Annotated in this window: 22 protein-coding genes; 16 read left to right on the forward strand and 6 right to left on the reverse strand. The window is 51.4% G+C overall.

All coding sequences use genetic code 11. The features are described 5' to 3' along the window. Window positions 1-59 precede the first annotated feature (59 nt). The 3 genes from umuD to ACTG2O_RS11445 all read left to right on the forward strand — a co-directional run bounded on the left by umuD (window position 60) and on the right by ACTG2O_RS11445 (window position 2,769). Complete coding sequence (gene umuD / locus ACTG2O_RS11435) at window positions 60-503, forward strand: translesion error-prone DNA polymerase V autoproteolytic subunit (protein WP_439975776.1); 444 nt, start codon at window positions 60-62, stop codon at window positions 501-503. Beyond that, window positions 484-1,743, forward strand: coding sequence for a translesion error-prone DNA polymerase V subunit UmuC (gene umuC / locus ACTG2O_RS11440; RefSeq protein ID WP_439975778.1), 1,260 nt, complete (start codon window positions 484-486; stop codon window positions 1,741-1,743). Before umuD ends, umuC begins: the two co-directional genes overlap by 20 nt. Before the next feature lie 519 nt (window positions 1,744-2,262). After that, window positions 2,263-2,769: a hypothetical protein gene (locus ACTG2O_RS11445; protein ID WP_335852453.1), complete on the forward strand. Its 507-nt coding sequence runs from the start codon at window positions 2,263-2,265 to the stop codon at window positions 2,767-2,769. Between the two features lie 42 nt (window positions 2,770-2,811). Here the strand turns inward: ACTG2O_RS11445 and ACTG2O_RS11450 are convergent, their stop codons facing one another. From ACTG2O_RS11450 to ACTG2O_RS11470, 5 genes are all read right to left on the reverse strand, one after another. Continuing rightward, the gene (locus ACTG2O_RS11450; protein ID WP_411589633.1) at window positions 2,812-4,515 is read right to left on the reverse strand and encodes a DUF927 domain-containing protein; all 1,704 of its coding nucleotides are present in this window, start codon (window positions 4,513-4,515) and stop codon (window positions 2,812-2,814) included. Between the two features lie 80 nt (window positions 4,516-4,595). Further along, window positions 4,596-5,489 (reverse strand): toprim domain-containing protein, encoded by an 894-nt coding sequence (locus ACTG2O_RS11455; RefSeq protein WP_234784161.1) that lies wholly within the window; start codon window positions 5,487-5,489, stop codon window positions 4,596-4,598. A 2-nt stretch (window positions 5,490-5,491) separates the two neighbouring features. Next, a complete protein-coding gene (locus ACTG2O_RS11460; protein WP_081376073.1) occupies window positions 5,492-5,776 on the reverse strand; it encodes a helix-turn-helix transcriptional regulator in 285 nt (94 codons plus the stop codon). Between the two features lie 681 nt (window positions 5,777-6,457). After that, the gene (locus ACTG2O_RS11465) at window positions 6,458-6,901 is read right to left on the reverse strand and encodes a hypothetical protein (protein ID WP_026035003.1); all 444 of its coding nucleotides are present in this window, start codon (window positions 6,899-6,901) and stop codon (window positions 6,458-6,460) included. After that, a complete protein-coding gene (locus ACTG2O_RS11470) occupies window positions 6,852-7,499 on the reverse strand; it encodes a winged helix-turn-helix domain-containing protein (protein WP_019445970.1) in 648 nt (215 codons plus the stop codon). Before ACTG2O_RS11470 ends, ACTG2O_RS11465 begins: the two co-directional genes overlap by 50 nt. Before the next feature lie 983 nt (window positions 7,500-8,482). On the opposite strand from ACTG2O_RS11470, the gene ACTG2O_RS11475 reads away from it, so the two are divergent. The 13 genes from ACTG2O_RS11475 to ACTG2O_RS11535 all read left to right on the forward strand — a co-directional run bounded on the left by ACTG2O_RS11475 (window position 8,483) and on the right by ACTG2O_RS11535 (window position 22,264). After that, entirely contained in the window at window positions 8,483-9,136 is a 654-nt protein-coding gene (locus ACTG2O_RS11475; protein ID WP_439975781.1) for an ABC transporter permease, read from the forward strand. A gap of 65 nt (window positions 9,137-9,201) precedes the next feature. Continuing rightward, complete coding sequence (locus tag ACTG2O_RS11480; RefSeq protein WP_019445972.1) at window positions 9,202-9,852, forward strand: ABC transporter ATP-binding protein; 651 nt, start codon at window positions 9,202-9,204, stop codon at window positions 9,850-9,852. Between the two features lie 84 nt (window positions 9,853-9,936). After that, entirely contained in the window at window positions 9,937-11,130 is a 1,194-nt protein-coding gene (locus tag ACTG2O_RS11485) for a polysaccharide transporter (protein ID WP_019445973.1), read from the forward strand. A gap of 212 nt (window positions 11,131-11,342) precedes the next feature. Then, window positions 11,343-12,932: a polysaccharide biosynthesis/export family protein gene (locus tag ACTG2O_RS11490; RefSeq protein WP_439976659.1), complete on the forward strand. Its 1,590-nt coding sequence runs from the start codon at window positions 11,343-11,345 to the stop codon at window positions 12,930-12,932. A 194-nt stretch (window positions 12,933-13,126) separates the two neighbouring features. Continuing rightward, a complete protein-coding gene (locus ACTG2O_RS11495) occupies window positions 13,127-14,440 on the forward strand; it encodes a CDP-glycerol glycerophosphotransferase family protein (RefSeq protein WP_041201883.1) in 1,314 nt (437 codons plus the stop codon). Window positions 14,441-14,454: 14 nt separating this feature from the next. Then, window positions 14,455-15,828 carry a bifunctional cytidylyltransferase/SDR family oxidoreductase gene (locus ACTG2O_RS11500; protein ID WP_019445976.1) on the forward strand — a complete coding sequence of 458 codons (1,374 nt, stop codon included), beginning with the start codon at window positions 14,455-14,457 and terminating at the stop codon, window positions 15,826-15,828. 4 nt (window positions 15,829-15,832) lie between these two features. Then, window positions 15,833-16,984, forward strand: a complete 1,152-nt coding sequence (locus tag ACTG2O_RS11505) for a hypothetical protein (protein ID WP_019445977.1) — start codon at window positions 15,833-15,835, stop codon at window positions 16,982-16,984. A 22-nt stretch (window positions 16,985-17,006) separates the two neighbouring features. Then, entirely contained in the window at window positions 17,007-17,582 is a 576-nt protein-coding gene (locus ACTG2O_RS11510; RefSeq protein WP_439975784.1) for a hypothetical protein, read from the forward strand. Further along, window positions 17,555-17,941, forward strand: a complete 387-nt coding sequence (locus tag ACTG2O_RS11515) for a phage baseplate protein (RefSeq protein ID WP_019445978.1) — start codon at window positions 17,555-17,557, stop codon at window positions 17,939-17,941. The genes ACTG2O_RS11510 and ACTG2O_RS11515 overlap by 28 nt, the downstream gene beginning before the upstream one ends. A 348-nt stretch (window positions 17,942-18,289) precedes the next feature. Then, window positions 18,290-18,553, forward strand: a complete 264-nt coding sequence (locus ACTG2O_RS11520) for a hypothetical protein (RefSeq protein WP_439975785.1) — start codon at window positions 18,290-18,292, stop codon at window positions 18,551-18,553. Window positions 18,554-18,564: 11 nt separating this feature from the next. Then, entirely contained in the window at window positions 18,565-20,388 is a 1,824-nt protein-coding gene (locus tag ACTG2O_RS11525) for a capsular polysaccharide biosynthesis protein (protein WP_439975786.1), read from the forward strand. A gap of 14 nt (window positions 20,389-20,402) precedes the next feature. Beyond that, entirely contained in the window at window positions 20,403-21,647 is a 1,245-nt protein-coding gene (locus ACTG2O_RS11530; RefSeq protein WP_252412202.1) for a capsule biosynthesis protein, read from the forward strand. Window positions 21,648-21,760: 113 nt separating this feature from the next. Beyond that, window positions 21,761-22,264, forward strand: coding sequence for a hypothetical protein (locus ACTG2O_RS11535; protein ID WP_043821235.1), 504 nt, complete (start codon window positions 21,761-21,763; stop codon window positions 22,262-22,264). A gap of 392 nt (window positions 22,265-22,656) precedes the next feature. Here the strand turns inward: ACTG2O_RS11535 and ACTG2O_RS11540 are convergent, their stop codons facing one another. Next, window positions 22,657-25,791 carry a multidrug efflux RND transporter permease subunit gene (locus ACTG2O_RS11540; RefSeq protein WP_439975787.1) on the reverse strand — a complete coding sequence of 1,045 codons (3,135 nt, stop codon included), beginning with the start codon at window positions 25,789-25,791 and terminating at the stop codon, window positions 22,657-22,659. Window positions 25,792-25,795 lie beyond the last annotated feature (4 nt).

A 25,795-nucleotide genomic window follows, 5' to 3' on the forward strand; every position in this document is an offset into this window, starting at 1 on the left:
TTGCGCTGGTTCAAAGGTGGTGCGCTATAATGGCTGTATATAAATACAGGTGTTTTGCCATGAAGCTGTTAACCCCAGACCCATCACCCGCCGAGGTGACCATCCCGCTGTTCTTGCACCGCGCCTCTTGCGGCTTTCCCAGCCCAGCCAGCGACTATCTGGAAGGGAAGTTGGACCTCAACACCCACTGCGTGGCCCACCCTGCAGCAACCTTCTATCTGCGTGCCGAGGGGGAGAGCATGACCGGGGTCGGCATCTTTCCCGGTGACTTGCTGGTGGTCGATAAGAGCCTCACCCCGCGCCATGGTGATGTGGTGATTGCACTACTCGATGGCTGCTTCACGGTAAAGACCTTGCAGCTCAAGCCGAGGTTGCGGCTGTTGCCAGCCAATCCGGCGTTCGCGCCTATCGACCCTTGTATGAGCCTCTCCCTGGAGTTGTTCGGAGTGGTCACCCATGTGATTGGCAATCTGAGGCAGCGTGATGGCTATAGCGCTCGTTGATGTAAACAACTTCTACGCCAGCTGTGAGCGGCTGTTTCGCCCTGAGCTGCGTGGCCGCCCGATCGTGGTGCTCTCCAACAACGATGGATGCGTGGTGTCGCGCAGCCCCGAAGCCAAGGCGCTGGGTATCAAGATGGCCGGGCCCTACTTCAAGATCCGCGAGCAGTTCGAGGCGCATGGCGGTGTGGCATTCAGCTCCAACTACGCGCTCTACGGCGATATGTCTGGCAGGGTGATGAGCACGTTGGAGACCATGTCCCCCGAGCTGGAGGTCTACTCCATTGATGAAGCATTCCTGTCACTGTCGGAGTCGTTTGCCGGGGACCTGACAGCCTATGGACAACAGATCCGGCAGCGAGTGTGGCAGTGGACCGGCCTAACGGTAGGGGTCGGGATTGGTCCCACCAAGACCCTCGCCAAGCTGGCCAACTATGCAGCCAAGAAGTGGCCTGCCACGGGCGGCGTCGTGGACTTGCGTGACGAGCTGCGCCGTGCCCGGCTGATGGCTATCACCCCGGTGGACGAGGTGTGGGGCATAGGACGGCGCTTGGGGGCCAAGTTGGTGGCACAAGGTATCAATACCGTTGCTGACCTGGTGGCTAGCGACGCCAAAGGGTTACGCGCCCAATACGGCGTGGTGGTCGAGCGGATCGTACAGGAGCTGCGTGGCCTGCCTTGCGCAGAGCTGACCGTTGAACCGGCGGCGAAGCAGCAGATCCTCTCGAGCCGTTCCTTTGGTGAGCGCGTGACCGACCGTGGAGAAATGGCCCAGGCGTTGTCGGGCTTTATGGCTTGCGCAGCCGAGAAGCTGCGGGCCGAGGGAATGTGTTGCCAGCGGGTGCACCTGTTCGTGCGAACCAGCCCCTTTGATGAACGAGCCCCTTACTACAGTGAGCAGGCTGGCGTCCGGCTGGTCTGCCCTAGCGATGATACCCGGTTGCTGCTGCAGCAAGTGAACGTGCTGCTACCGCAGATTTGGCGCGACGGTTACCGTTATCAGAAGGGGGGAGTCATGCTGAGTGAGTTCACCCCCAAGGGGCAACAACAGGCAGATCTCTTTGCCCCGTCCTCCGCTCAATCAGATGCGCTGATGGCAGTGATGGACCAGATCAAAGCCAAGGGATTGGGGCGCGTAGGCTTTGCCAGCCAAGGTACGGGGTCGCCTGAGTGGATGATGCGACAAGAGCACCTGAGCCCCTGCTACACCACCCGCTGGGAGGACCTGCCGGTGGCTAGGTAACCAAGGCACAAGGAACCTGCTACTTGGCTGTAGTTGGACGTTTTGGAAAAGTGCTGCGAATGTAGACGGGTCTCGGTGACACATTCCACATGCGCGGCGGCGGGGTCACCTCCCGCCCCCCCATCTTGATTTGATCCACCCCCACCACCTCGTCGGTACCGGTTTTTCTCCCTTGTGCAACCGATAGCCACACTCACCCTCGACTCATCCTTTGCGAGTGAGTGTGCTGTTATGACCGCTGCTAGGTATGGTAACTAATTGAAATTGCTCGAATGTTCGTTTCCTATAATAGGAAACGAACCCCATCTTTGGCATGACCTAGGGGAGGGGAAGTGCGTTCGAGCTCCCGTCGAGCAGGGCCGCATCAATCGACCTGTGGCCCAATATCTGTCATGAACTTATGAAGTTACACCCAACTTGATAGGAATAAATATCAATTGCATTTGGTGGCCGTTTGTCCCCCTAAAGGGGGACTTAAATCTTGGGGCGGCAATAGTGCCAAAACCAAAGGACACCATCATGAAAGTGAATCTCGATCTCATAGAGCGACTCTTTGGCAAGTCGGGCCGGTCAATCCAGCGGATGCTGGATAACGGTCAGCTGACCAAGGAGGAGTTGTTGGACTTCAGCCTGTTTGTCGCGTCACTGACGGTGGCAACAGGGGGCATTCTGGGCAAGCCGTTGATGGATAGCATCAAGTGGGGATTGAGCGAGCGCATCATCTCCGGTCTGAACCCGTCTCTCCTTGGGCTCCATGTTAGCCACACCCAGCGGGAAGAGAAGGTGAGCGTGAGTGCCAAGCGAAAGGCTCGTCGTGTCTCGCTCAACGGTGATGAGGTGTTGGAGCTGGCCTATCTGTTGGCCATCGCGGATGAACATTTCTTTGAGCAACTGCGAGGGCGAGTCGAGACCGACCTGCGGGAGAGGGTATGGTCGCAGGAGGAGCTGGTCGCTCAACTGACACACAAGCGGCAGCGCTGGCTTGATGAGGACTGCACCGACGAACCACAATCCCCCCTGCATTAATAGCAAACAAGAAAAGGGGCCGCGTCCTGCGGCCCCTGTTGTTTACTCTCCACCTTGTTCCGCTAACAGCCTGTCGTGGGCGTCCGCGATCTTGTCTAACGACAATTGGTACACCCTGGATTGGGTGTGGCGTGGCAGGTCGCGGCCGGTGCCATGCATGAGAATGCCGTGTTTACGCAACACCTTATGGACGTAGTTGGCGTTAAAATCGGCGAAGGTCTTTTTAAACCCATACACGTAGAGGTGCAGGTCGGGCCCGAGTTTGTAGCCGTAAGTCTCTCCCAGCTTCGTTACATTCGGCCCATCGGCAAGGTACTGCCCGTGGCGCCCTTCGAGTAGGTCGACCAACTGCTCGATCATGTTTGCTTCTTCAAGGGAGCCGCTTGTACCACGCCTTGCGAGCCACTTGCGGAATAGTTGCTCGACAACAGCTGCTACACTACCCGCAGGCCAACCTGTGATCCCGAAGCGGTTGGCCAACTCACCTGCAGCTGATATCAATCCGAATGCATCGGCTACCCTTTGCACTTGGCCATCACACTCTTTGGCTCCAAGCCGTCGCATCATGTCAGCGCGATGTTCGTCAACGAATGCCTGAGCACCATTGATATCCAAGGTCAGCTCTTCAACAAAAGATCGGAAGGCAATGCCATGATACTGGGCAGTCCGTTCTGCGAGGGCCTTGGAAAGGGAGGCACCATTCGGGTAGCCATGCAACTCTTCGAAGATGCCATGCCGGTCTGTATCGGCCTCAATATTGATCATGCGGACATCATGGCCAGCTTTGTGACGCTTACCGACCGAGGCAAGGCTGTGCTCCAAGTCAACTTCCCCGTTGCTGAGGAAGGTTGTTCGCCATTGCAGTTTGGCACGGCGAGACAGATCTGCATTGGCACGAGCTCGTCCTTCGCCGTTGGCCAGCATGTAGATGGTGTCGCCTAGAACATGAGGGTCAGCCTGCCCGATTTCGTCCAGAAAGAGGGTACTGTCGTTGAACAAGCCCGCAGTGGTTTCCAATCCCACCTTGGTGGCATTCCACGTCTGGATCTTGTTGGCAGGCTTGCCGAGCACACTAGCTGCAACCAACATGGCGGTGCTCTTGCCAATTGAGGATGGCCCCACCAGATGGACGCCAAAGCTGCTCTGATTGGTCAAGCGCAGCAAGGGGCCAACGAAAGCAAGCGAGGTACTTAATAGCAAGCGGCTGTTGCCAAGGCACAGCGCGGCAACGTCATCACGCCACTCGTCCAAGGTGCCTGCCACGTCGGATTGGGTTGGGTTATTCCCGGTATAGGTGTACTCATTGTCGTTGGTAGATCCCACCGGTCCATCTCCCAACATGAAGATGTGGGTATCCGGGATCCAGCCTAGTCGATCAACCCGAATGAACGTCTTGTAGGGGTTCTTCGAGTTGAGATAGTCAATCAGCTGTCTCTTCATTCCCAAGTTGAAGCGATAGCCCCCGTCCATCAGCTTCATCAATGCTTCACGCCCCTCAGCCAGCAGGTGAACGTGTGGAATGAACGCCTCCTGCGGTCGACCATCAGGGCTATACCAGCGTACTTGCAAGCCCCAGCCTAGACCCGCAGTGTCGCGCCCGCAGGCTGTTACCCAGAGTGGAGCACCGATCCTGCTCCAAACATCGTCTTGACCTTTGTCAGTGGTGACACAGTAGAGTCCATCTTGAAACTCAATGGGACCTAACTGGAAGGGCTCAACCTTCAGCTCGTAACGTCTTGTATTCATGGAATATACCTTTGTATAAAGTTGGTTGAACGATCCGGTCTCGTTGGGGTTTGTGACACAGTGACGCCGTGACACCGGATTTAATGGGCTGGAGGAGCGGCCTCAACACAAGCGAGCAGTGCGGCTTTGCCGTTAAGGCAGAAGAGGTCATTGAAGTCGGTTATGCCGGGGATGGTCGGTGGCACAATCAAGCGGCCGTGCAATTGATAAGCTGCTGCACGCGCTTTGGTTAGTCCGGGGTTGCCTGGAGTGGCATGATCGTTGTCTGCACACACCCACAGCTTGCTGCTGCTATAAAGCGTGCGAATGATATGGCCGACCTCGAGCAGGTTACCGGCAGAAAATGCAATGGCGACCGGCAGGCCGAGGTTCTCAAACAGCGTGGCCCCGGTTGAATAGCCTTCGCAAAGCAATACGGGGGCGCCGGACTTAGGTGAAGGGCCAAGGAGTAAGAACCCGCCCTTGAGTGACAACCCCCGATGGAAGCGCTTATTCCCGCTTTCATCGATGTCTTGCAAGCTCAACAACTGGGAGCGTGCATTGAAGACCGGTACTATCAACCGGTTACCAAACTGACGAGCACCGACCCCTGAGATTTGTTTGCGTGCAAGGTAAGCGTGTTGGTATGGGGGCTCGGCTGCCCCCCAGATCTCTTTGGCTTCCTTGAGTGCCTTTGTTTGGGTCTCGGCAAGCCGATGTGCCTCAGCTGCTTTTGCTTGCTGAGTGAGTTGGGCACGGATATAGCTTGGTATTGCGGGTCCGATTGGCCGCCATACGCACTTTATTCCCAACTTCCACGAGCCAAAGACGGCGTGATTACCCAACTCGTCGGTGATCAACCAACCATTGCTTGTACCAGGGCGGTCCCCTTGAATATGAAAGCGGAGAACCTGACCAGGAGTAGGGTTCAATGCGCGTGATGGCTTCACGCCCATGTCAGTCATTGAGTCTTCCAAGGAGAGGGCGGTGGTCATGGTTACATCCCCCCGACCAACTTCTGCATCAAGTCCTCGATATCACAGCTGCGCCAAGCGACGCGGCGACGACCGAGTTTGTAATTCTGCGGGTAGAGACCCTGCTTCATTCCGTCATACCAAGTCGTCTTGCTGACAGGGATTAAAGCCAGCACTTCGTAAAGAGAAAGGAAGTGGTAGGAGCAGGTAGTTGATGAGCGCAGTTTGGCCTTAATTGTTGCTGGGGCACAGGCGCAAGGGCGCTTGGTACCTTTGGGGTAAGTCTGAGGAGTGGCGTTTTGATTCATACTGAGCTCCTTGCGTAGCAGTTGGTCAGCGTACGGTGTTGTCCCTGTCCGTACAGTGAGCGCAGTGAATCACTAATTTAAAAACTCTACATCAAGATTTTTGGGGCAAGGTTATGTTTTCTATGAACTTTAGGTTATGTTTTCTATGAACTTTAGGGGGGGGTTTATAGATTATCTTTTCATAAGCGGGCTTTTTTTAGTTTGTTTTGTTTGCTTTTTTACGAGAGATCATGATGATTTAGGTGGAGGGATATAGGTACAGTGATTGGTACATTGCGACTTTGTATTGATTCAAAATGCTTTAAAATTCAACTTCCTCAAGTGATGATTGCACTGGCTGTCTCTCCGCCACACACCAAGCCCAACCTATTGAATAGGTTGGGCTTTTTCATTATTTTACTTTTGCTGATGTACCATTCAATATGCCATCGGGTATTGACTGGCATAGAACATCACTGAACAGCGTTGGACATTATTTCATTCCAGCTCGTAGTGAAAATTCCTCTACTTTGCTCACCCTCGGGCTCGAGGCTGGTCAGCTTGGACTATTCCCGTGGATGGGAACCAGGTACCTCTTTGGCATGATCTTCCCGAGGATAACTCATGCCTGCTAGGGGGGTAAATGAGGCCTTTTAGGCTGCAAGAGTTTGAACCACTGTGAATTCGATTTGGATCGTTTGGTTACCAGAACGACTGCTTACCGAGCGTTTTGACCTTCTGCAGGCGGTAGTAGGGATAGGTCATGACAATCCAATCTTCCTTATCTTTATGAATGATCTTGGCAATATAGAGAAAGTCATTGTGCATCACCGAATACACATTGCTATGGAGGTCCGGATGTGGTGCTGTTCGAGTCACTCTATTTGCAATGAAAATGACAGTATCACCACGTTTCCCTAACAAGCCTTCATGTTTAAGCACTTCACCCGTGGCCTTGTCATGCACAACGCTCTTGGCATAACCAAACTTGCAGGTTGAGTAGAATGAGAAATCATCGCGCTCATATTGCTGCTGATAATCACATCCGAGCCCATTGATAAAGGGTGTTGCAGAGTAAACCAGTAATATAGCGAAACTAATCCATTTTATGGATTTGAAGCTGGCCCAGTTCTTTATCGTATCCATAGAGGTAAGTTCCTGTTGATTCACCAACGGTTTGCTCAATATACTTTATGTCGGTATCACTGAGCTCTGAATAGCCACAGAGATTTGCCTTGTTGATCTTGTTACAGTGTATTGGTGTGTCGAGAGTGGTAATGAATAATGACCATAAAGCAAGAGCCGTGAATGCACTGTAAAAAATAATATTGGCGAGAATGGAACCTGGCTTATGGATGTTTCGTTCATGAATATAATCAGGACTTATTGCTTCAATAGAGCTGTCTTGGCTAAATACATCGTCATCTATTGGCGAGTCGAGTTCGATATTTTTATTTTGGTTGACCGCAGGGTGAAATATGTATCCTTTCCGATGACGCGTTTCAATTATGGGGCCATCGGTAATTTCTGCTAACGCTTTTCTGATGTTTTTTATAGCAACGGTCAGTGAGTTTTGCTGTACAACTTTACTTGGCCAGCCTGCCTCTAGCAAAATTTCTTTCTCTACCAGCTCATCAGGCCTCTCCAGCAGACATTGCAAAACCTGAATTTCGCTGGAGCTAAGCTGGGCAATGACTGTGCCATCCCATATTAACTCTCCGCTACTTTCATTTAGCGAAATCATATTTCAGTGCCACCAAATATCAAATTATGCACCCTTTATGCGCCGTTTAACATAATGGCTAGACATAAAATCAGGGCCGTATTGTAGCTTGTGATCACGTTTTTTCGCAATCAACTTGGGGCAATCAGCGGATAATCGCAGGGATTACGGGCTATCAAGCTTGTGAGTAATTACCTTGCTTGATGTGTCGTTGTGCTCATTTTTGCACGACGGAAACTCTGTGGCGGTGCCTTTTCGCCTGTTGCCTACTCGTCAATTGGCGAGTGAAACAGCGCTGAGTGATGGCTTGGAAACGGATGAGAATGTGCTCGCGATAGTGGAGGTCGCTGGCAGCATGGGAGAGTGCTGGGTGAGCAAAGGGTTGGTGAGCACTTCCTTGCCAGCGCTTCAACCTCATTTCTCATAATCAGGTCTGGCGCTCTGTATCTGGTCTATGGCGATGGAGTTGGTGATTAATGCTGAAAAGTATGTCTTTTTTGGTTTGTTAATTCACATTTCATAGAAAAATCACACTTATTTCATGGTTTTATCATGGTTTCGAGTGGAAACGAAAAGAGCCTGTGGCTATATTGTCGCTCGTCGAAGAGACGGGTGATCCAGAGAGACATCATGGGTTGCAACAGCACTCAGACAAGCGAAGAGCACGTCAGTGTTTCTTGTCTCTGGCGATGAGACTCTGCCCCTGCTCTGGCCCGACAACGGAAAATGTCATTTCCGTGCGGTAGCTATGGCAAATGAAAAGCAACTAGAAAACGTGGCTTGAATGAGATTCGGGAATTGTCATTGCCGTGCGGTAGCTATGGTGTTTTACAAGTAGTTGACAGCCCTGGCGTACAGACGATGGCCGCAGGGAAACTCATTGAAAATGAGTGCCACATTCTTATCTATTACCTGAGGTGTTCAAGCCAACCCCAATGTTGATACAAAGACGCAGTCCTGCAGTGGTATTGAAAGATGTCACATTCGGATTATTGATGAGGGAGTTGAAGACCCGCTTTGGCAATTATCGCCTGGGATATACCTGGGCCTTGCTGGACCCCTTGATTACTATCACCGTATTCTGTGTCATATTCGGCATCAGGCAACGCAATGGTTTCGGTGGTGTTGAAGCTCCGGTGTTTATTGCCAGCGGTTATCTGCCATTTTTGATGTTTCTAAATACTGCCAATCGCCTGATATCAGCCGTCAGCGCGAATAAGGGACTGTTCTGCTATCGTCAGGTCACAGCCTTTGCCACCTTGTTCTCCCGATTTGTACTGGAATCCATTATCGGCATATTGGTGGCCATCGTATTAATCCTGATTCTGGTCTGGTCTGGTTTTGATGCGATACCCGATGATCCGCTGGCGGTGATCATGGGGTATGGCACCCTGATGATCTTCTCATTGGGCCTCGGTACCCTGCTTTGCATTGTGAGCAGCCTTTCTGCCGAAGTGGACAAGCTAATTCCGATCTTGATGCGTCCTCTACTCTGGATATCTGCGGTCTTTTTTCCATTAGCGGCTGTACCCCAAAATTATCAGCATCTGCTGCTCTGGAATCCAATCGTGCATGCGCTCGAGTTGATTCGTAGTGGCTGGATTGCTGGGTTTCAAACCCAGGGGGGAGCTGGAATTATCTGTTCGGTACCACCTTGATACTTCTGGCGTTTGCGATGAGTGCCTATCGCTTGAGCCACCGTCGACTGATTGCAAGTTAAAAAATGATAACCCTCGAAAATGTCAGCAAATATTACCCCACCAAATTCGGGCGTAATTATGTCTTGAAGGATGTGAACTTCACTCTGCCGGGAGATAGAAATATCGGCATTCTGGGTGCCAACGGGGCAGGCAAATCCACCTTGTTGCGCCTGCTTGGCGGCATGGATATGCCGAGCCGCGGCAAGATCACCCGCCACAGTCGGGTCTCCTGGCCGCTGGCGCTGAGCGGTGGATTTCAGGGCAGCATGACGGGTCGTGAAAATACCCGTTTTATCTGCAGGATCCATGGCATTCATGACACGCGCCGGGTCGAGGAGTGGGTCAAGGGCTTTTCCGAGATAGGCCAGCACTTCGAGCTGCCCATTAAAGGCTATTCAAGCGGGATGAAGTCCAAATTCTCGTTTGCGGTCAGCATGGCGTTTGATTTTGACATCTATCTGACCGACGAGATCACCTCGGTGGGGGATGCCAGGTTCAAGCAAAAGTGTATCGATGTCTTCAACCAGAAGCGAGAAACGGCGAGCCTCATCATGGTCTCCCACGATATGAATACCCTGCGCAAGCAGTGTGACATGGGGATTGTGCTGAACAATGCCAGCCTGACCCTCTATCCCGATATTGAAGAGGCCATCGCGGTCTATCAAAAGCTGTAACCACTGTTTTCACACTCATTTTTGTCACGATGCCATGTCGGTTCGCGCGATGCGGGCCACTTGCCATCCTCACTTCGGATAGTCATGAACACCAGCACCATCAAGACCCATATCGGTCGCAAGCTGCGCAAATTCAGGCGCGACCCCAAACGCTTCCTCATCGATTCCAGGGGATATCAGGTTGCCCACTTCTCATGGCAAAAGGCTGTCAGGCTGGGCAGCTTTCTCTGGGTCTTGCTCTGCTTTGGTGTGGCGACCCTCTATTACGTTGCCATCGCCAGTGATCGCTATGTCAGCGAAGCGAGCATCATCGTCAAGCAGGCAGATCAACTCAAGATGATGCCGGATGCCCTCTCCATGCTGGGGCTTGGTGGCAGCAATCATCAGGATGTGCAGGTGCTGCATGCCCATCTGAGCTCATGGGACATGCTGCAGCGGCTCGACAAGGCGCTCGACCTCAAGGGGCACTATCAGAGTGGTCACGCTGATTGGTTATCACGTCTCTCGCTGGATGCCAGCAATGAAGAGTTTCTTGCCTACTACCGTGACCATCTCACCCTGACCCTTGACGAGCTGTCGGGGATCCTGACCATCCGGCTACAGGCATTCGAGCCCGAGTATGCCCGCGAGGTGGTGGCCCTGATGCTGAAAGAGGGGGAGGGCTTTATCAACCGACTGGGCCATCAGGTCGCCCTCGAGCAGCTCGCCTTCGTCGAAAACGAGGTGGCCCGTTCCCACGAGCGGTTGCAGGCCGAGCGGGACAAGATGCTGGCGTTTCAGAATCGCCACAAGCTGATGAGCCCTGAGGCCACCAGCAGCGCCATGCTGGGATTGGTCTCGGAGCTGGAGGCCGAGTTGGTGCGCCAGGATACCGAGCTCAAGCGGCTGCAAATCTACATGAATCCCAAAGCGCCTGATGTGGTGGCAGCCAAAGACCGGGTGGACGCGCTGACCCGCCAGCTGGCACAAGAGAAGCGGCGGCTGACCAGCAACGAGGAACAGTCCCTTAACGAGGTGAATGCCGACTATCAGGCGGTGCAGGTACAGACCCAGCTGGCGGCCGACATCTACAAAACCGGGCTGGTCAGTCTGGAGCAGGCCCGAGTCGAAGCCTATCGCAAGCTCAAGCACCTGTTGGTGGTGAGTACGCCAAGTGCTGCACAGGAGGCGCAGTACCCGCGCCGCCTCTACAACCTAGCCACCATTGGCGTGCTGCTTTGCCTCTTCTATGGCCTGGTGGTAATGGGACTCGCCACCTTGCGCGAACATCAGGATTGATGGCCACTGCTACCCGCCAGCACGGGTAGCAACACCAATTGATACTCGTCCTTTTCAATACCCGATGGCGCAGTGCATAAACTTGCGCCCCGCAGGAGTTTACCTTGATTTCAACGTTGTTCTCTCGAACCCGTGACCCCGGACGCAACCGGCGGTTAACGTCTATCCACTTCAATCTCCGCACCACATCACTGGCGCTGGTTGCCGCATTGATGACCCCTCAGGCTTATGGACTGGAGGTCGCCCAGGAGGCGGCGCCGGTGCGCAAGGTGGTGAGCGACACCCAGACTCGCGATCCCGTCTTTGGCAACTGGCTGTTTCGCGGCGAGTTTGCCCGTGAATCGTTCAACGGCTTCAACCCCGATTATCGCATCGCCATCGGCGACAAGCTGCAGGTGCAACTGTGGGGCGGGGTCGAGTTTGAACAGAGCCTGCTGGTGGATCACCAGGGCAATATCTTTCTGCCCAAGGTCGGGCCGGTCAAGGTTGCCGGAGTGCGCAACGAGCAGCTCAATGACACCCTGCTTGGCGCCATCACCCGCGTCTATCAAAAGAACGTCAGCGTCTACGCCACCCTTGATGTGAGCCAGCCGGTCAAGATTTTCGTTACCGGCTTTGTCAATCAACCGGGCCTCTATGCCGGCCAATCGGGGGATTCCATCCTCTATTTCCTCGACAAGGCGGGTGGCATCTCCCCCGAGCGTGGCAGCTATCTGGATGTGGCGCTCAAGCGCGGTGGCAAGACCCTGCGCAATTTCAACCTCTACCAGTTTTTGCTAAACGGCAATCTGCAGCCGACCCAACTGCGCGACGGCGATACCCTGGTGGTGGCGCCGCTGCGCTATCAGAGCACGGTGCGTGGCAAGGTGGCCAATGCCAACAAGTTTGAGATGGCCACCCCCCATATGACCCTGGCCGAGCTGTTGCAACTGGCCAGACCCGATGCAGATGCCACCCATATCCGGGTCAGCCGCAATCAGGGGGAAGATATCCGGATGGATAACTATCCCCTCAGTGATGCTGCTACTTTGGCTCGGGTAATGGTCAGCAGCGGCGATACCGTGGAGGCTATCGCCGACAAGCGTTATGCCTCCATCGCGGTACGCATTGAGGGGGAGCACGACAGCGAGCAGGAGGTGGTACTGCGCTACGGCGCGCGGTTGGGCGAGGTGCTCAATGGCCTGAAATTGACCCGCGATGCCGATATCAATGCCATTCAGCTCTATCGCGACTCGGTCAAGGTTCGCCAGAAAGAGATGCTGGGCTCCTCCCTCAAGGCTTTTGAAGCGAGCATTCTCACCGCCCGCTCCGCCTCCGATGGTGAAGCCAGCTTGCGCAAAAGCGAGGCGGACTTGCTGATGCAGTGGGTTACGCGGGCCAAAGAGATCGAGCCAAGCGGTCAGGTGGTGCTGGCCAACGCCCCCAATCTGGAAGAGGTACGTCTTGAGCCCGGCGACATCATCCGCATTCCGCGCCAGACCAATCTTGTGATGGTGCACGGGGATGTGATGTTCCCGAACGCTATCCTGGCGGATCAGAAACGCACCGTGGCGGACTATATCAATCTGGCCGGTGGTTTTACCCAGAAGGCGAGCAACTCACGTATCCTGCTGCTGCATCGCGACGGCACCTTTAGCCAGATAGAGAAGAGCGAACTGGACGATAGAAATATTCGCGTAACCCCGGGCGACGAGATCTTTGTCTTGCCGCAGGTTGAAACCAAATCGCTGCAAATTACCAAAGACTTTACCAGCGTGCTTTACCAGATCGCCGTGTCGGCGGGTGTACTACTTGCTATCTAAACTGATTAGTGTGTGATTTTTTATTAAATGCAATCTACATATAAATATCAGCTAAGAAGGGCAGAGAATCATCGAAATGGCATTGAATATTTTCTTTAACAATTAAGTCAAGTATTGGGTGAAAAATCTGGTTTAGAGATCTTTATGTTATCAATGATCTTTTATTTTGAATGAAATTAAAATTGGATTGTATCATGTCTAAGTTTACAAAATTATTGAACACCCCTACACTTTTCATTTCTGATATGCTGAAAAAGAAAGTTTCACTTTTAAATAGAGTTGGCTTAACTAATCAAAGTACATCACCAACCCCCAAAAAAAATGTTGCTCAAGCCAAAAAAAAATCACCTTCACCTGTTACTGTAATTACTAAAAACAGTCGACTTTTTTCGAGGATTGCTCATTTGCTCCATACTGGGGAGGGAATGACACATGGTCCTTCACATCTTGAACTGTGGGTAGGTGAATTTATATCTTCCAAAGAAGAATTTTCAATTTTAGTCCGAGATTTTAATTTGTATAACTGGGCGGTTGATAAATACCCATACTTGAATATTATTTATGCAAAAAATCCTACTGATGTGGAAAAGGTATTACATAAGCTCCCATTTCTTAAGGCTATTTATTACTTTTCCAATACAGGAAACCTCATTCATACTTTGCGTTATAATCGTTACCAACACATTTTTTTAGGACATGGAGATAGTGATAAATCTGCCAGTGCTCATAAGTTTTTCCGTGTGTACGATGAAATATGGGTAGCTGGTCAGGCACATATAGATAGATTCAAAAATGCAGGTTTTAATACCGCGCATATTGACTTTGTAAAGGTGGGGCGCCCCAATTTAAAACACATTATAAAAACTTCAATTGATAATGAAATTGAAATTAAAAATAAAATTTCTAAAGTAACCTATTTTCCTACATGGGAAGGTGTTTATGAAGAAAACAATTACTCTTCTGCTCATCTGTCAGTTATTCTTCTGTCAGAAATTCAACGTAAGCTGAACTGTAAAATATCAGCAAAATACCACCCTGTAACAGGTTCTCGTGATGTAACGCTAAAAAATATTACTACATCTTTACAGGTGGAGTTTGCAGACCGTACTTATATGTTGGATGTGGCGGAAAAGAGTACTCCAATCTCAAATTTAATAGTCGGTAGCGATGCTTTTATATGTGATATATCTGCAGTAGTGAGTGAGTGTATCTCATCGCTATCGCCAATTTTCATTTATATTCCTACTGACAGGGATATTTCAACATCTAGTAGCGATATGCAGTATGCAGATTATGCATATGTATTTAACAATATACCTCAACTTATGGAGCTTATAGATGATGTGCTAATAAATGGTAATGATTATCTAAAAGAGGCAAGATACAAAGCTCTGGACTATTTATTGTCGATTGATAAAACAATCAACGATACATTTGATCACGAACTTCAACGAGTCAGTGCAGATAAAGAGTTAAATGCCAACCCACGTGACTTTGTTAATCAATAAGAGATGTATTAATAATGAAAAATATTGCAGTGGTTTTGTCCGGTGGTGTCGGTTCACGCTTTGGAGGAACACTCCCTAAACAATTTACAAAGTTGGCCGGAAGAGCTGTTATCGAATATACGATAGATGCATTTAATAATGCCAGTGAAATCGACGAGGTTGTTATTGTTTCCCAACCAGACTATATTGATCTGACTTGGAGTCTAATTAAAAAAAATAAATGGGGGAAAGTTACCAAGGTATTTGTTGGGGGTAATGAAAGATTTAACTCTACCTATTCAGCACTGCAGGGTCTTGAATACGTTGACAATAATGCCAATGTTCTTTTTCATGATGCAGTTCGTCCATTAATAACTGAAGAGATTATTCATGATTGCATCCACGCTTTGCAGTATTATGATGCTGTAGATGTTGTTATTCCATCTGCCGATACTTTGGTTGAAGTATATGATGATGGGTGTATTGCTAATATTCCAAATCGTTCTGTTATGCGACGCGGTCAGACTCCTCAAGCATTCAAGCTGGGGGTGATAAAACTTGCTTATGAGAAAGCCATTGTCGCCCAGAAGTTTACATTTACCTGCGACTGCGGTGTCGTTCGCTCAATGATTCCAGGCGTTAGAGTTGCAACCGTTAATGGTAGCGAAGCTAATATGAAAATAACTCAACCAATTGATCTTTTTATTGCTGAAAAGCTGCTGCAAGAATCAAATGACATTCCACTATCTATAGATAAAGATCTAGGGTTTTTACGTAATAAAAAAATAGTTGTTTTTGGTGGCAGTAGTGGTATTGGGCTTGAGATCAAAAACAATGCAATATTACTTGGTGCTAAGGTTGAAGTAGCCAGTCGATCATTTAATGGTATCGATATCACTGATATTGACTCTATAAAAGATTATCTTTTGCGTATAGAGGATAAATTAGGCTCTATTGATTACATTATTAACACCGCAGGCCTTTTAATCAAGAAACCAATCGATGCGCTTTCTATCGAAGAAATACATAGCTTGATCGGTATTAACTACCATGGGGCAGTAAATGTTACTGTCGCGGCCAAGCCATTTCTAGCCAAGACGTCTGGGATGTTGATTAACTTTACATCCAGTTCTTATACTCGTGGTCGTCCTTATTATGCGCTCTATTCATCCACCAAGGCGGCGATCGTTAACTTTACTCAAGCGTTGGCTGATGAGTGGAGTTCTGAGAAAATAAAAATTAACTGTATCAATCCTGAACGCACAGCAACACCTATGCGCACTGCTAATTTTGGTATTGAACCAGAGGAGATGCTACTAAGCGCAAACGAGGTAGCTCTTACAACGCTTCAGGTGTTGGGAACGAATAAAACTGGATTGATTGTTGATATTCGTAAGGATGGTCGGTAACACAATGAATAATGTGCCTGAAAAGTATTATTATATTTACATGGACACCAAGATAAGTGGGGCGATTGAGCAATTGGTTAGGTATTTTCAGGCACAGGTTTTCACTCAGAAGGCCTGTATATGTGTGCTTTGCAAGTATTATATAGATATTGAAAAGTCGTTTAGTAAAAAATTCACTGAAAATAATATAACTTTCAAATTTATAAAAAAGCACTCTGACATTAAATTAGAAAACAATAAAACTGTATTTTATCTTTTCAATGCGCAATCAAACTGCAGGCTAGTCGCAAACCGTAATTTAACACATATTTTTGTTACCCATGGTGAAAGTCATAAACTAGCATCAATAAAACCAATTGTCAGAATCTATGATTATGTGGTTACATCAGGTCAGGTTGGTATAGACCGTTATCTAAAATCTGGGATTTTCTCTAAGTACGATATTCAGAATGGGAAAGTTATCACTCTAGGTAATACGTTTGTTGGTAGCAATAAATATTTTTATGATGAACATTCCACCGCTTTGGTTTATGCTCCCACATGGGAGGGTGGTGTGCCAGATGAAGATTATTGCTCAGTATGTGTCGCTAACACAAAAAAAATAATAGAATTTTGTCACTTGTATAAAATCAGCACCGTTTACGTACAATCCCACCCTAACTTAGGTCATCGAATCAAATCTAAGAAAAATGATTTGTTAATTATGATGAATATGCTTGATATAGCAGGGCTAAAGAGCTATTTAATTGGGGCCTCACCAGCTAAACGAATTGTTGATTTATTCTCCAAGCGTAAAAACAATGTGGAATTACCAGAACGACTGTCAGTTCAATATGCTTTAACTGATATTTCTGCAATGGAGGTTCAATTTTTATATAAAGGGATTCCATGTAGTTTATTTACAGATAAAGTAAAAGTAAGAAATCTAGCAATACCTAAAGTACTTATCGAACACTATAAAGACCGGTTTATATATAGTGATAGCGAATCAATTATTAAGTGCCCACCAATGAACAAAGAGTATTACAGCTATTTTTTTTCATACCCAAGTGAACTTGATAAGTCGATGTCTTTTAATGAAAGAGTTACTTGGCTATGCAAACATACAGAGAAAGAGCGAGCTTTTATAAATAGAAAGCTATTTGATTGCTTTTGATGTTTTTTAATGGTCTGTAATGATGAAATATTTAATTTTTACACTTGCACTGCTATCTCTCCCTAAATACTTGCTTGCTAAAGATGAGGGAAGTATTAACCCATGTGGTGGGATTATGCAAAGCTCTTACACCTCACTCAACTTGGTGAGAAATGGGGCAGGGAGAAACAATGTCATCCAGGGTATTGCATTAGACCAAAAAAATAATTTTCTTTACACTCTTCATGTAACAGGGAAGCCTGAAGCTGGAGTGATTAATCGCTTTGATTACACTGATACGGTTTCAGCTATAGCAATTTCTACACAGTTACAATCTAAATTTATCGGCCATCAAGGGGTCAGTGTTAACCCCATAGATGGTAGTTTATATTCATCGGCCGGTACAGAAGTTAAAAACAGAGGGTGGTATATCACAAGATTTACATTTTCCGCTGGCAGTAAACCGCTGAATTTAAAAATAATAAAAGCATTTGGTGATGGGTATAGCAAAACAACAAATAGCATGCCTACATTTACGCCAAGCGGAGATATTCTTATCGTTAGAGGGAGGAGGAAAATGGTAAAAATGTTTTGCGTCTCTACGATCACAACAAAATAAAGGATGATGACGACCTATCATCATCCTTTATTGTTGAGTGGGGCGTAGATGCTGGTTTAACTAAAGATGGATATCATTTTCAAGCAATTACAGCGGATGATAGTCATATTTATACTTTGAGTGGTAAAGATGATTTATTGCCTAAAAGGCTGTTTACTTATGACTTTAATGGTAATTTGATTAATAAAGAAGAGAACATTGTTATTGGTTGGGATATTGCAGCAACCACTGGCATGGGAACGCATTGGGAACCTGAGGGGTTGAGTTATGATTATATTAAAAACAAACTGCTCATCGCATTTTCTGTAGGAGATAAAGGAAATCGTAAGGCTATTGTTTTTTTCATATCCAAAAAATAAAGGTGAATGTTGGTTGTGTGAGGTTGTAAATAATTTGTTGTAACTGCCAACTACATTACAGGTGACCGCTTGGGTGACCACCAAATTTGATAGCAATACGATTTAGAAAAACATTCCAATTCTGGAATGGCATAGTCTATTTCTTGTCAGTTTTGTAAAGGCCAAGTGTATTTATTGCATCATGTTGCAATATAGGCCTATGTTCATTTAAGTCTGTGACAATTTTTAGAAAGTCTGATTTCAATAATTCATTATCCATAGTTGAACTTGATATGACGAAAAATTTAATTTAAATGAAAATGCCATATACATTTTTACCATTACCAAATACAGAATCGAGCATTAATAATGACTCTATGGACACAATCCAGCGGCATTCTGGCGCGCAGGCGGCAGATCTCTGCCTGTCTCGGTCAGCCATTGGCCCGACTTGAGCCCTCTTCCAAGTGTTTGCCACAAGCGGGCGATGTGCTGGTCGGCTGGGGCCAGAAGGCCAATACCGGTCAGATTAAACAGAAGGCGCAGGAATTGGGGTTTCCCTACTGGCAGCTGGAAGATGGTTTTATCGGTTATATCGGCCATCCCGCCAGGGGGGCAAGGCGGTCTCGCTGATCGCCGATCCGGTGGGGATCTACTACGATGCCCGCCAGCCCAGCCAGCTTGAGCAGTTGATCGCCACCCCGTGCGAACCAGAGATGTTGGCACGGGCTGAGCGACTGATCGGTGAGCTGGTACGCCTCGGCGTCACCAAATACAACTGCTATGCCACTCATCCCTATGAGCTTGCCACGCAGGCGCCGTATGGTGAAGAGCAGGGGGGGCTTGTCTCTTTGGCCGAGGGGTTGCTGCAAGATGGCAGACCCAGTGTATTGCTGGTCGATCAGGTGGCAGGGGATCTCTCCATCCCGGGGGCGTTGGCTTGTAATACCGATTTTCTGGCGATGGTGGCCGCTGCTCGGCGCAATCATCCCGGTGCCCGTCTGCTGCTGCGCACCCATCCTGATACGCGTATTGGCAAAAAGAGCGGCGTGCTGGCGCGATTGGCACAAAAGCTCCCTGAGCTGGCAGATCTGGAGATAGTGAGCGAGCCCTGTCATCCCCATCTCCTGCTTAAGATGGTGGATGCGGTCTATACCGTCTCTTCCCAACTGGGGTTCGAGGCGTTACTGCTTGGCAAGCCGGTCCACTGCTTTGGTATGCCTTTCTACGCCGGTTGGGGATTGACCCATGACAGCAAGCTCTGCTTGCGGCGTGTTTTGTCAAGGGCCGATGAGGCTGTGTCGCTGCCACAACTGGTGGCGGCGGCGCTTATTCGTTATCCCCGTTATTGTGACCCTGTGCTGGGAGAACGTTGCGAAGTCGAGGACATCGTCAAGCTGCTGGCCCGCCAGCAGATGGCGCCAGCCCGTTGGCGGCGGCTTTATCTGGTGGGATTTTCGCTCTGGAAGCGTGCCTTTATGCGCACCTTTTGTGCCCATCTGGCCGATGATCTGCGGTTTGTCAGGCGCCCCCCCAAGCGGTTGACCGGCGATGAGCAGGTGCTGGTATGGGGTAGTCGGTACCCCGAGTTGATCTCGGCCATTCGGGTCGAGGACGGTTTTATCCGCTCGAGTGGCCTTGGCTCCAATCTTTGTCGACCATCGTCACTCTCCATCGATCCGGTCGGGATCTACTTCGACAGTCGCCGCCCCAGCGCGCTTGAGCAGCTCCTCAACTATGAGCCGATCGACGAGGCTTTGTTGGCTCGGGGCAACAAGCTGCTGGCGTTGCTGCGTCAATCCCGGGTCAGCAAATACAACGTGGGGACGAGCGTACCATTCCAGCCGCCGCAAGATGGTCGCGTGCTAGTGCTGGTCGTGGGTCAGGTGGATGGCGATGCCTCTATCCTCTGCGGCAGTCCGAAGATCCGCAGCAATGAGCAACTGCTTTGGGCGGTGCGAGCCGCCAAACCGCAGGCGCATATTCTGTTCAAGCCCCATCCGGATGTGGTGTGTGGCAACCGGGAAGGGACCATCTCGGCGCGCTGTCTGGCTGAATGCGTTGATAGTCAGGTGATCCAGTGCGATCTCGCCTCCCTCTATCCCTATATCGACGAGCTGCACACAATGACCTCACTCAGTGGCTTCGAGGCGTTGGTGCAGGGTGTCAAGGTCACGACCTGGGGCCAACCCTTCTACAGTGGCTGGGGCTTGACCCGTGACATCCATCCGCCTGCCAGACGCGAGCGCCCCTTGCCGTTGGCGGCACTGGTCTGTCTGACCCTTGCCGCTTATCCCCGTTATATCGATTGGCAATCAGGCTTGTGGTGCAGCCCCGAACAGTTGATCCGCAAACTGGCGGCACACAAGCCCCTCGCCATGAGCGGTGCGAGCCGTTGGCGACGCTGGCACCTCAAGCTCCGTTTTCTGGTTGATACCCTCAAACCCACTCGCTCTCTGTTCTCCTGATGGATCCTCATTGTATGAATGTGTTGTTGTTACAGGGGCCGCTTGGCCCCTTTTATCAAACCTTGAGCCAACATCTGGTACGGGCTGGCCATCAGGTGGTGAAGATCAACTTCAACGGTGGCGACGAGTGCTGGCCCTGTGCCGGGATCTCTATCAGTTATCACGGCGAGCCAGATGGCTGGAATACGTTTCTGCGACGGATGTTGAAGGAATATTCAATCAATACAGTGCTTTGTTACGGCGATTGTCGTTATTACCACAAGGTGGCGAGCCAGGTGTGTGAGCTCAAGGGATTGTCATTCTGGGCACTGGAGGAGGGGTATCTGCGTCCCGATTTTGTGACCCTTGAGCCGGGCGGCGTCAATGCGTTCAGCCCCTGGTATGAAGAGCGCGCCAGATTGCCGCGAGTAGACTGGCCCGCCGAGTTTATTGCACCTCTCAAGGTGGGCAAGACGTTTGCGGCCAGAGCCTGGTATGCCAGCCGCTATCACATCAGCAAAGCAATCAAGCAGTCACGTTATCCCCATTTTGTCGATCACCGCCCCTGGACGCTCTGGCAAGAAGCGAGGGGGTGGCTGAGAAGTGGGTGGATCAAATATGGTCATCGGCATCGCGATCGAGCACTACTCCATCGTTTCAAGGAACATGCCGGGCAGATCTTCCTGGTGCCGCTGCAGGTGAGTGAAGATTTTCAAATACGAGAGCACTCCGACTTTGGTGACCTGGAGGAGATGATCTCGGAGGTGGTCAGCTCGTTTGCCCGCCACGCCAATCCGGATGATGTGCTGCTGTTCAAACATCACCCCATGGATCGGGGGTATGTCAGCTACCGTGACTGTATCGATCGACTCATCGCCGAGCATGGTTTGGCGGGGCGGCTCTTTTATGGTTATGAATGGCCGCTTCCGGCCCTTTACCCGCTGCTCAAGGGGGTGATCACCATCAATAGCACGGTTGGGTTGTCAGCCCTGTTGCATCAGGTACCTACCATCTGTTTGGGTCGCGCGCTCTATGACATCATCGGGATGACCACCAGTGGCCCGCTTTCCTCTTTCTGGCAACATCAGAGCCCGGTTTGTGAAGCGACCTTTCAGCGAGCCAGAAACTCCCTGCTGCACCTCACCCAGCTTAATGCCAGCTTCTATCGCCATCTTGATACGGGGGCTGAGGCGGTGCTCGCAAGGATGCGGCTTGCCGAAACGGCGGTCACTCATGAAGCTGCGTTGCACAGAGAGCCAACTCGTTCACGTGGAGCATAGATAAGCAGGGAAATAGATCACCAGAGCCATTCCCCCATAGGGACTACGATATTTTCAACCCACGAATTTCATTCTCTTTCGTAAAAAAATAAATAACCATCAAGGATGCTGATATGAAAACCAAGCCATATATGTTGGCCATTCCGCTATTGTGCTTGCCTGTCGTTTCGAGTGCCGCGGATGATTTTTCAATTTTAATTCATGGCGCAGCAATTCATAGTGATTGCACCAAAGGAAAGGGAAAGAAAAGCAAGAGTTGTGATTTTAATAATTTCAATCCGGGATTAGGGTTGGCTTGGGCTTTTTGGGGCGATAACGACACTGGCAAGCTGGCGGTGCGCGGAGGGGCATATAAGGACTCTTTCAGCGAGACGGCTTTATACGGTGCGCTCTCATATCGCAAGGAGTGGTATTTTACCGAGCATGCCTTTGCTGGCCTGGGGTTTCAGGCCGGTTATCTCAATGGTTCTGGCCTGGATGGCTTTGCTGCCTTGCCGATGGTGACGCTGGGCTACAAGTCAGTGGCGTTGGAAGTGGGATATGCGCCAAAACTTGATTTTGCATTGGGTAGCAAGCATGTTGCCGTGACGACATTCTCTTTACGCTGGAACTTGTGACTATAAGACATCATTAATGATTGAGGTATATGTCGGCGTTCAGATTTGACATGCGTATAGTGATTTAAAACTATGTAAAGTGCATTGCGAATGTCTTTATGGATGCATTCTAATAAAATTTGTTTTTTTAAGTGCAATGAAATAACAAGGTTTGCTGGTCATTTATAAAGAATAACCTTCAAAGGTTCTGGTAATTAATTTACGGTTGATAACTATAAAAATATAACCATGGCTGGCCAAGCTATTAGCTTCACCGATGAATTCCTTGTCCTCGAATTTGATACAGTGGCGAGTTGTCTTTCTGTCCATACCAAGCCCAACCTGTTTCGCAGGTTGGGCTTTTTCTTTTGGTGATGTGCTGAGGGACTATCCGGCCGCCTGTGTATCTGTGGTCATCGAGCCGGATTAATGCTGTTGGATGCTCGCTGTGCCTGCCAGGAGTGCAGGCGCTGCTGCGCCCCGATGATGAAGACAAAAAAGACCGGCACGAAGAAGATGGCCAGCAGGGTGCCGCTGATCATGCCGCCAAACACGCCGGTGCCGATGGCGTGCTGGGTCTCCGCGCTGGCACCACTGGCGAGCATCAAGGGCACCACCCCGAGAGTAAAGGCCAGCGACGTCATCAGAATGGGGCGCAGGCGCAGGCGGGCAGCAGTGACAGCCGCATCAAGCAGTGAGCGCCCTTCGCTGTGCAACTGGCGCGCAAACTCCACGATGAGGATGGCGTTCTTGGCCGACAGACCGATGATGGTGATCATGCCCACCTTGAAGAAGACGTCGTTGGGCATGCCGCGCAGCATCACGGCCGCGACGGCACCGAGCAGGCCCAGCGGCACCACCATCATCACCGAGAGCGGGATCGACCAGCTTTCATAGAGTGCCGCTAGCACCAGGAAGACCACCAGCGCCGACAATAGCATCAGCAGGGGGGCCTGCTCGGCCGACTGGCGCTCTTGCAACGACTGTCCCGTCCAGGCCAATGCGAAGCCTGGCGGCAATTGCGCCACCAGACGCTCCATCTCCGCCATCGCCGCTCCGCTAGAGATGCCGGGCGCTGCCCCCCCGGCAATACGCACGGCGGGGAAGCCATCGAAGCGCATCATCTGTTGCGGCGATTCGCGCCATTCCGGTGTCACCACCTCCCGCAAGGGGACCATGCCGCCGCTGGCATTGCGCACCCGCAGGCCGAGCACATCATCGAGCTGCATGCGCGCCGACGCGTCGGCCTGCAGAATGACCTGCTGCATGTGTCCGCCGTTGGGGAAGTCGTTGACGTAGAGCGACCCCATTGCGGCCGACAGGGTACTGCTCACGCTGGCGAACGAGAGTCCCATGGCTTCGGCCTTCTGTCGGTTGATCTCTAGGTGAATGCTCTCGCCGGGAGGCAGATTGTCGGGATACACATCACTGACTACCTGGCTTTTGGCGGCCAGTTCCAGCAGTTGGGCCTGAGCGGCCAGCAGCGCGGCTTCCCCCCGATTGGCCCTGTCTTGCAGGAACAGGGTGAAGCCGGAGGCGGTGCCCAGCTCATCGATGGCGGGCGGCAGCAGGCTCATTACCGTGCCTTCAGGAATATTTGCCATAGCCGCTTGTGCCAGATCTGCCTCTTCGGCTGCCGTGGCGCCATGACGCTGATCCCAATCTTTGAGCATGGTGAAGGCCATGGCGGCATTGGGGCCTGCGCCGGAGAAGCTGAAGCCCTGCACCACCAGGTTGGTGTCCAGCGCCTCGCGAGAGGCGATGTGAGCCTCGAAGGCCTTGACCACCTCAAGAGTACGCTCGCTGGTGGCGCCGGTCGGCAGCTGGATGGAGGTCATGAAGTAGCCCTGATCCTCGTCCGGCAGGAAAGAGGAGGGCAGCTGGGCGGCGCCGATGGCCAGCGCGGCGCAGAGGGCGGCAAAGGTTGCCATCATCCGTCCGCTGCGCCCGACCAGCCGGGTTACCCGCGCACCGTAGCCTGCCGTGAACCGCTCGAAACCCCGGTTGAAGGCACCGAAGAAGCCGGGCTTCTCATGATGATCCGGACTGACCGGACGCAGCAGGGTGGCGCAGAGCGCAGGCGTCAGGGTCAGGGCGAGGAAGGCCGAAATGAGGATCGACACCGCCATCGACAGTGTGAACTGCTGGTAGATGGCCCCCACCGAGCCGCTGCCAAACGCCATGGGGAGGAACACCGCCGTGAGCACCAGGGTGATGCCGATCACCGCCCCGGTGATCTCCTTCATGGCTTGCGAGGTCGCCTCACGGGGCGACAGCCCCCGGGTAGCCATCAGGCGCTCGACATTCTCCACTACCACGATGGCGTCGTCGACTATGATGCCGATGGCCAGCACCATGCCGAACATGGTGAGGGAGTTGATCGAAAAACCGGCCAGCAGCATCACCGCGAAGGTGCCAAGCAGAGCGATGGGGGCGACGATGGCCGGGATCAGGGTGCAGCGCAGGTTCTGCAGGAAGAGAAACATCACCAGAAACACCAGCACCATGGCTTCCAGCAGGGTGTGGATCACCTTTTCGATGGAGACCTTGACGAAGGGGGCCGAGTCAAACGGGATCGAATAGGCCATGCCCGCTGGCAGGGTGGGAGCGAGCTGGGCGAGACGGGTGCGCACCGCATCTGCGGTACGCACGGCGTTGGCACCGGGGGAGAGCTGGATGGCGGCGCTGGTGGCGGCCACGCCGTTCTCGCGGTTGGAAAAGGCGTAGGATTGCGCCCCCAGCTCGACCCGGGCGACATCACCCAGCACCAGCTTGGCGCCATCGCCACCGGCTCGCAGCACGATGGCGGCGAATGCCTCGGGGGTCGTCAGCTGCCCTTGAACCGTGAGGGGAACCGTCAGGCGCTGCCCCGGCAGGGCGGGTTCGTCACCCAGGCGCCCCGGGGCAATCTGGATATTCTGCTGCTCGATGGCCTGTGCCACCTCGCTGATAGTCAGTCCGTAGGCGGCGAGTTTGGCCGGATCTACCCAGATGCGCATGGCCTGCTCGGCGCCGAACAGTTGCACTCGTCCTACCCCGTCGATGCGGCGCAGCTCCTGCACAATATTGCGTGCCATGTAGTCGTTGAGGGCAACCTCATCGAAGCGGCCATCCGGTGAGGTCATGCCGACCATCATCAGAAAGCCGGAGGAGGCGGACTCCACCTGCAAGCCGGTTTGCCGCACCGCTTGTGGCAAGCGAGGTTCGACTGCCTTGATGCGGTTTTGCACATCCATCTGCGCAAGCTCCGGATCGGTGCTCGGCTTGAAAGTGGCAGTGATCTGCGCGCTGCCCGAGGCGTCCACCGACGACTCGAAGTAGAGCAGGTTCTTCACTCCCGACAGCTCGCGCTCGATCAGGCTCACCACCGCATCGTTCAGGGTCTGCGGTGTGGCGCCCGGATAGGCGGCATAGAGGGTCACCGATACCGGCGCCACCGAGGGGTAGCGGGAGATGGGGAGCTTGGGGATGGCGATGACCCCTGCCAGCACGATGAACAGGGCGATCACCCAGGCAAACACCGGGCGATGGATAAAAAACTGCGGCATGGAT

Source organism: Aeromonas sp. 61P, assembly GCF_051919545.1.
Lineage (GTDB): Bacteria > Pseudomonadota > Gammaproteobacteria > Enterobacterales > Aeromonadaceae > Aeromonas > Aeromonas veronii.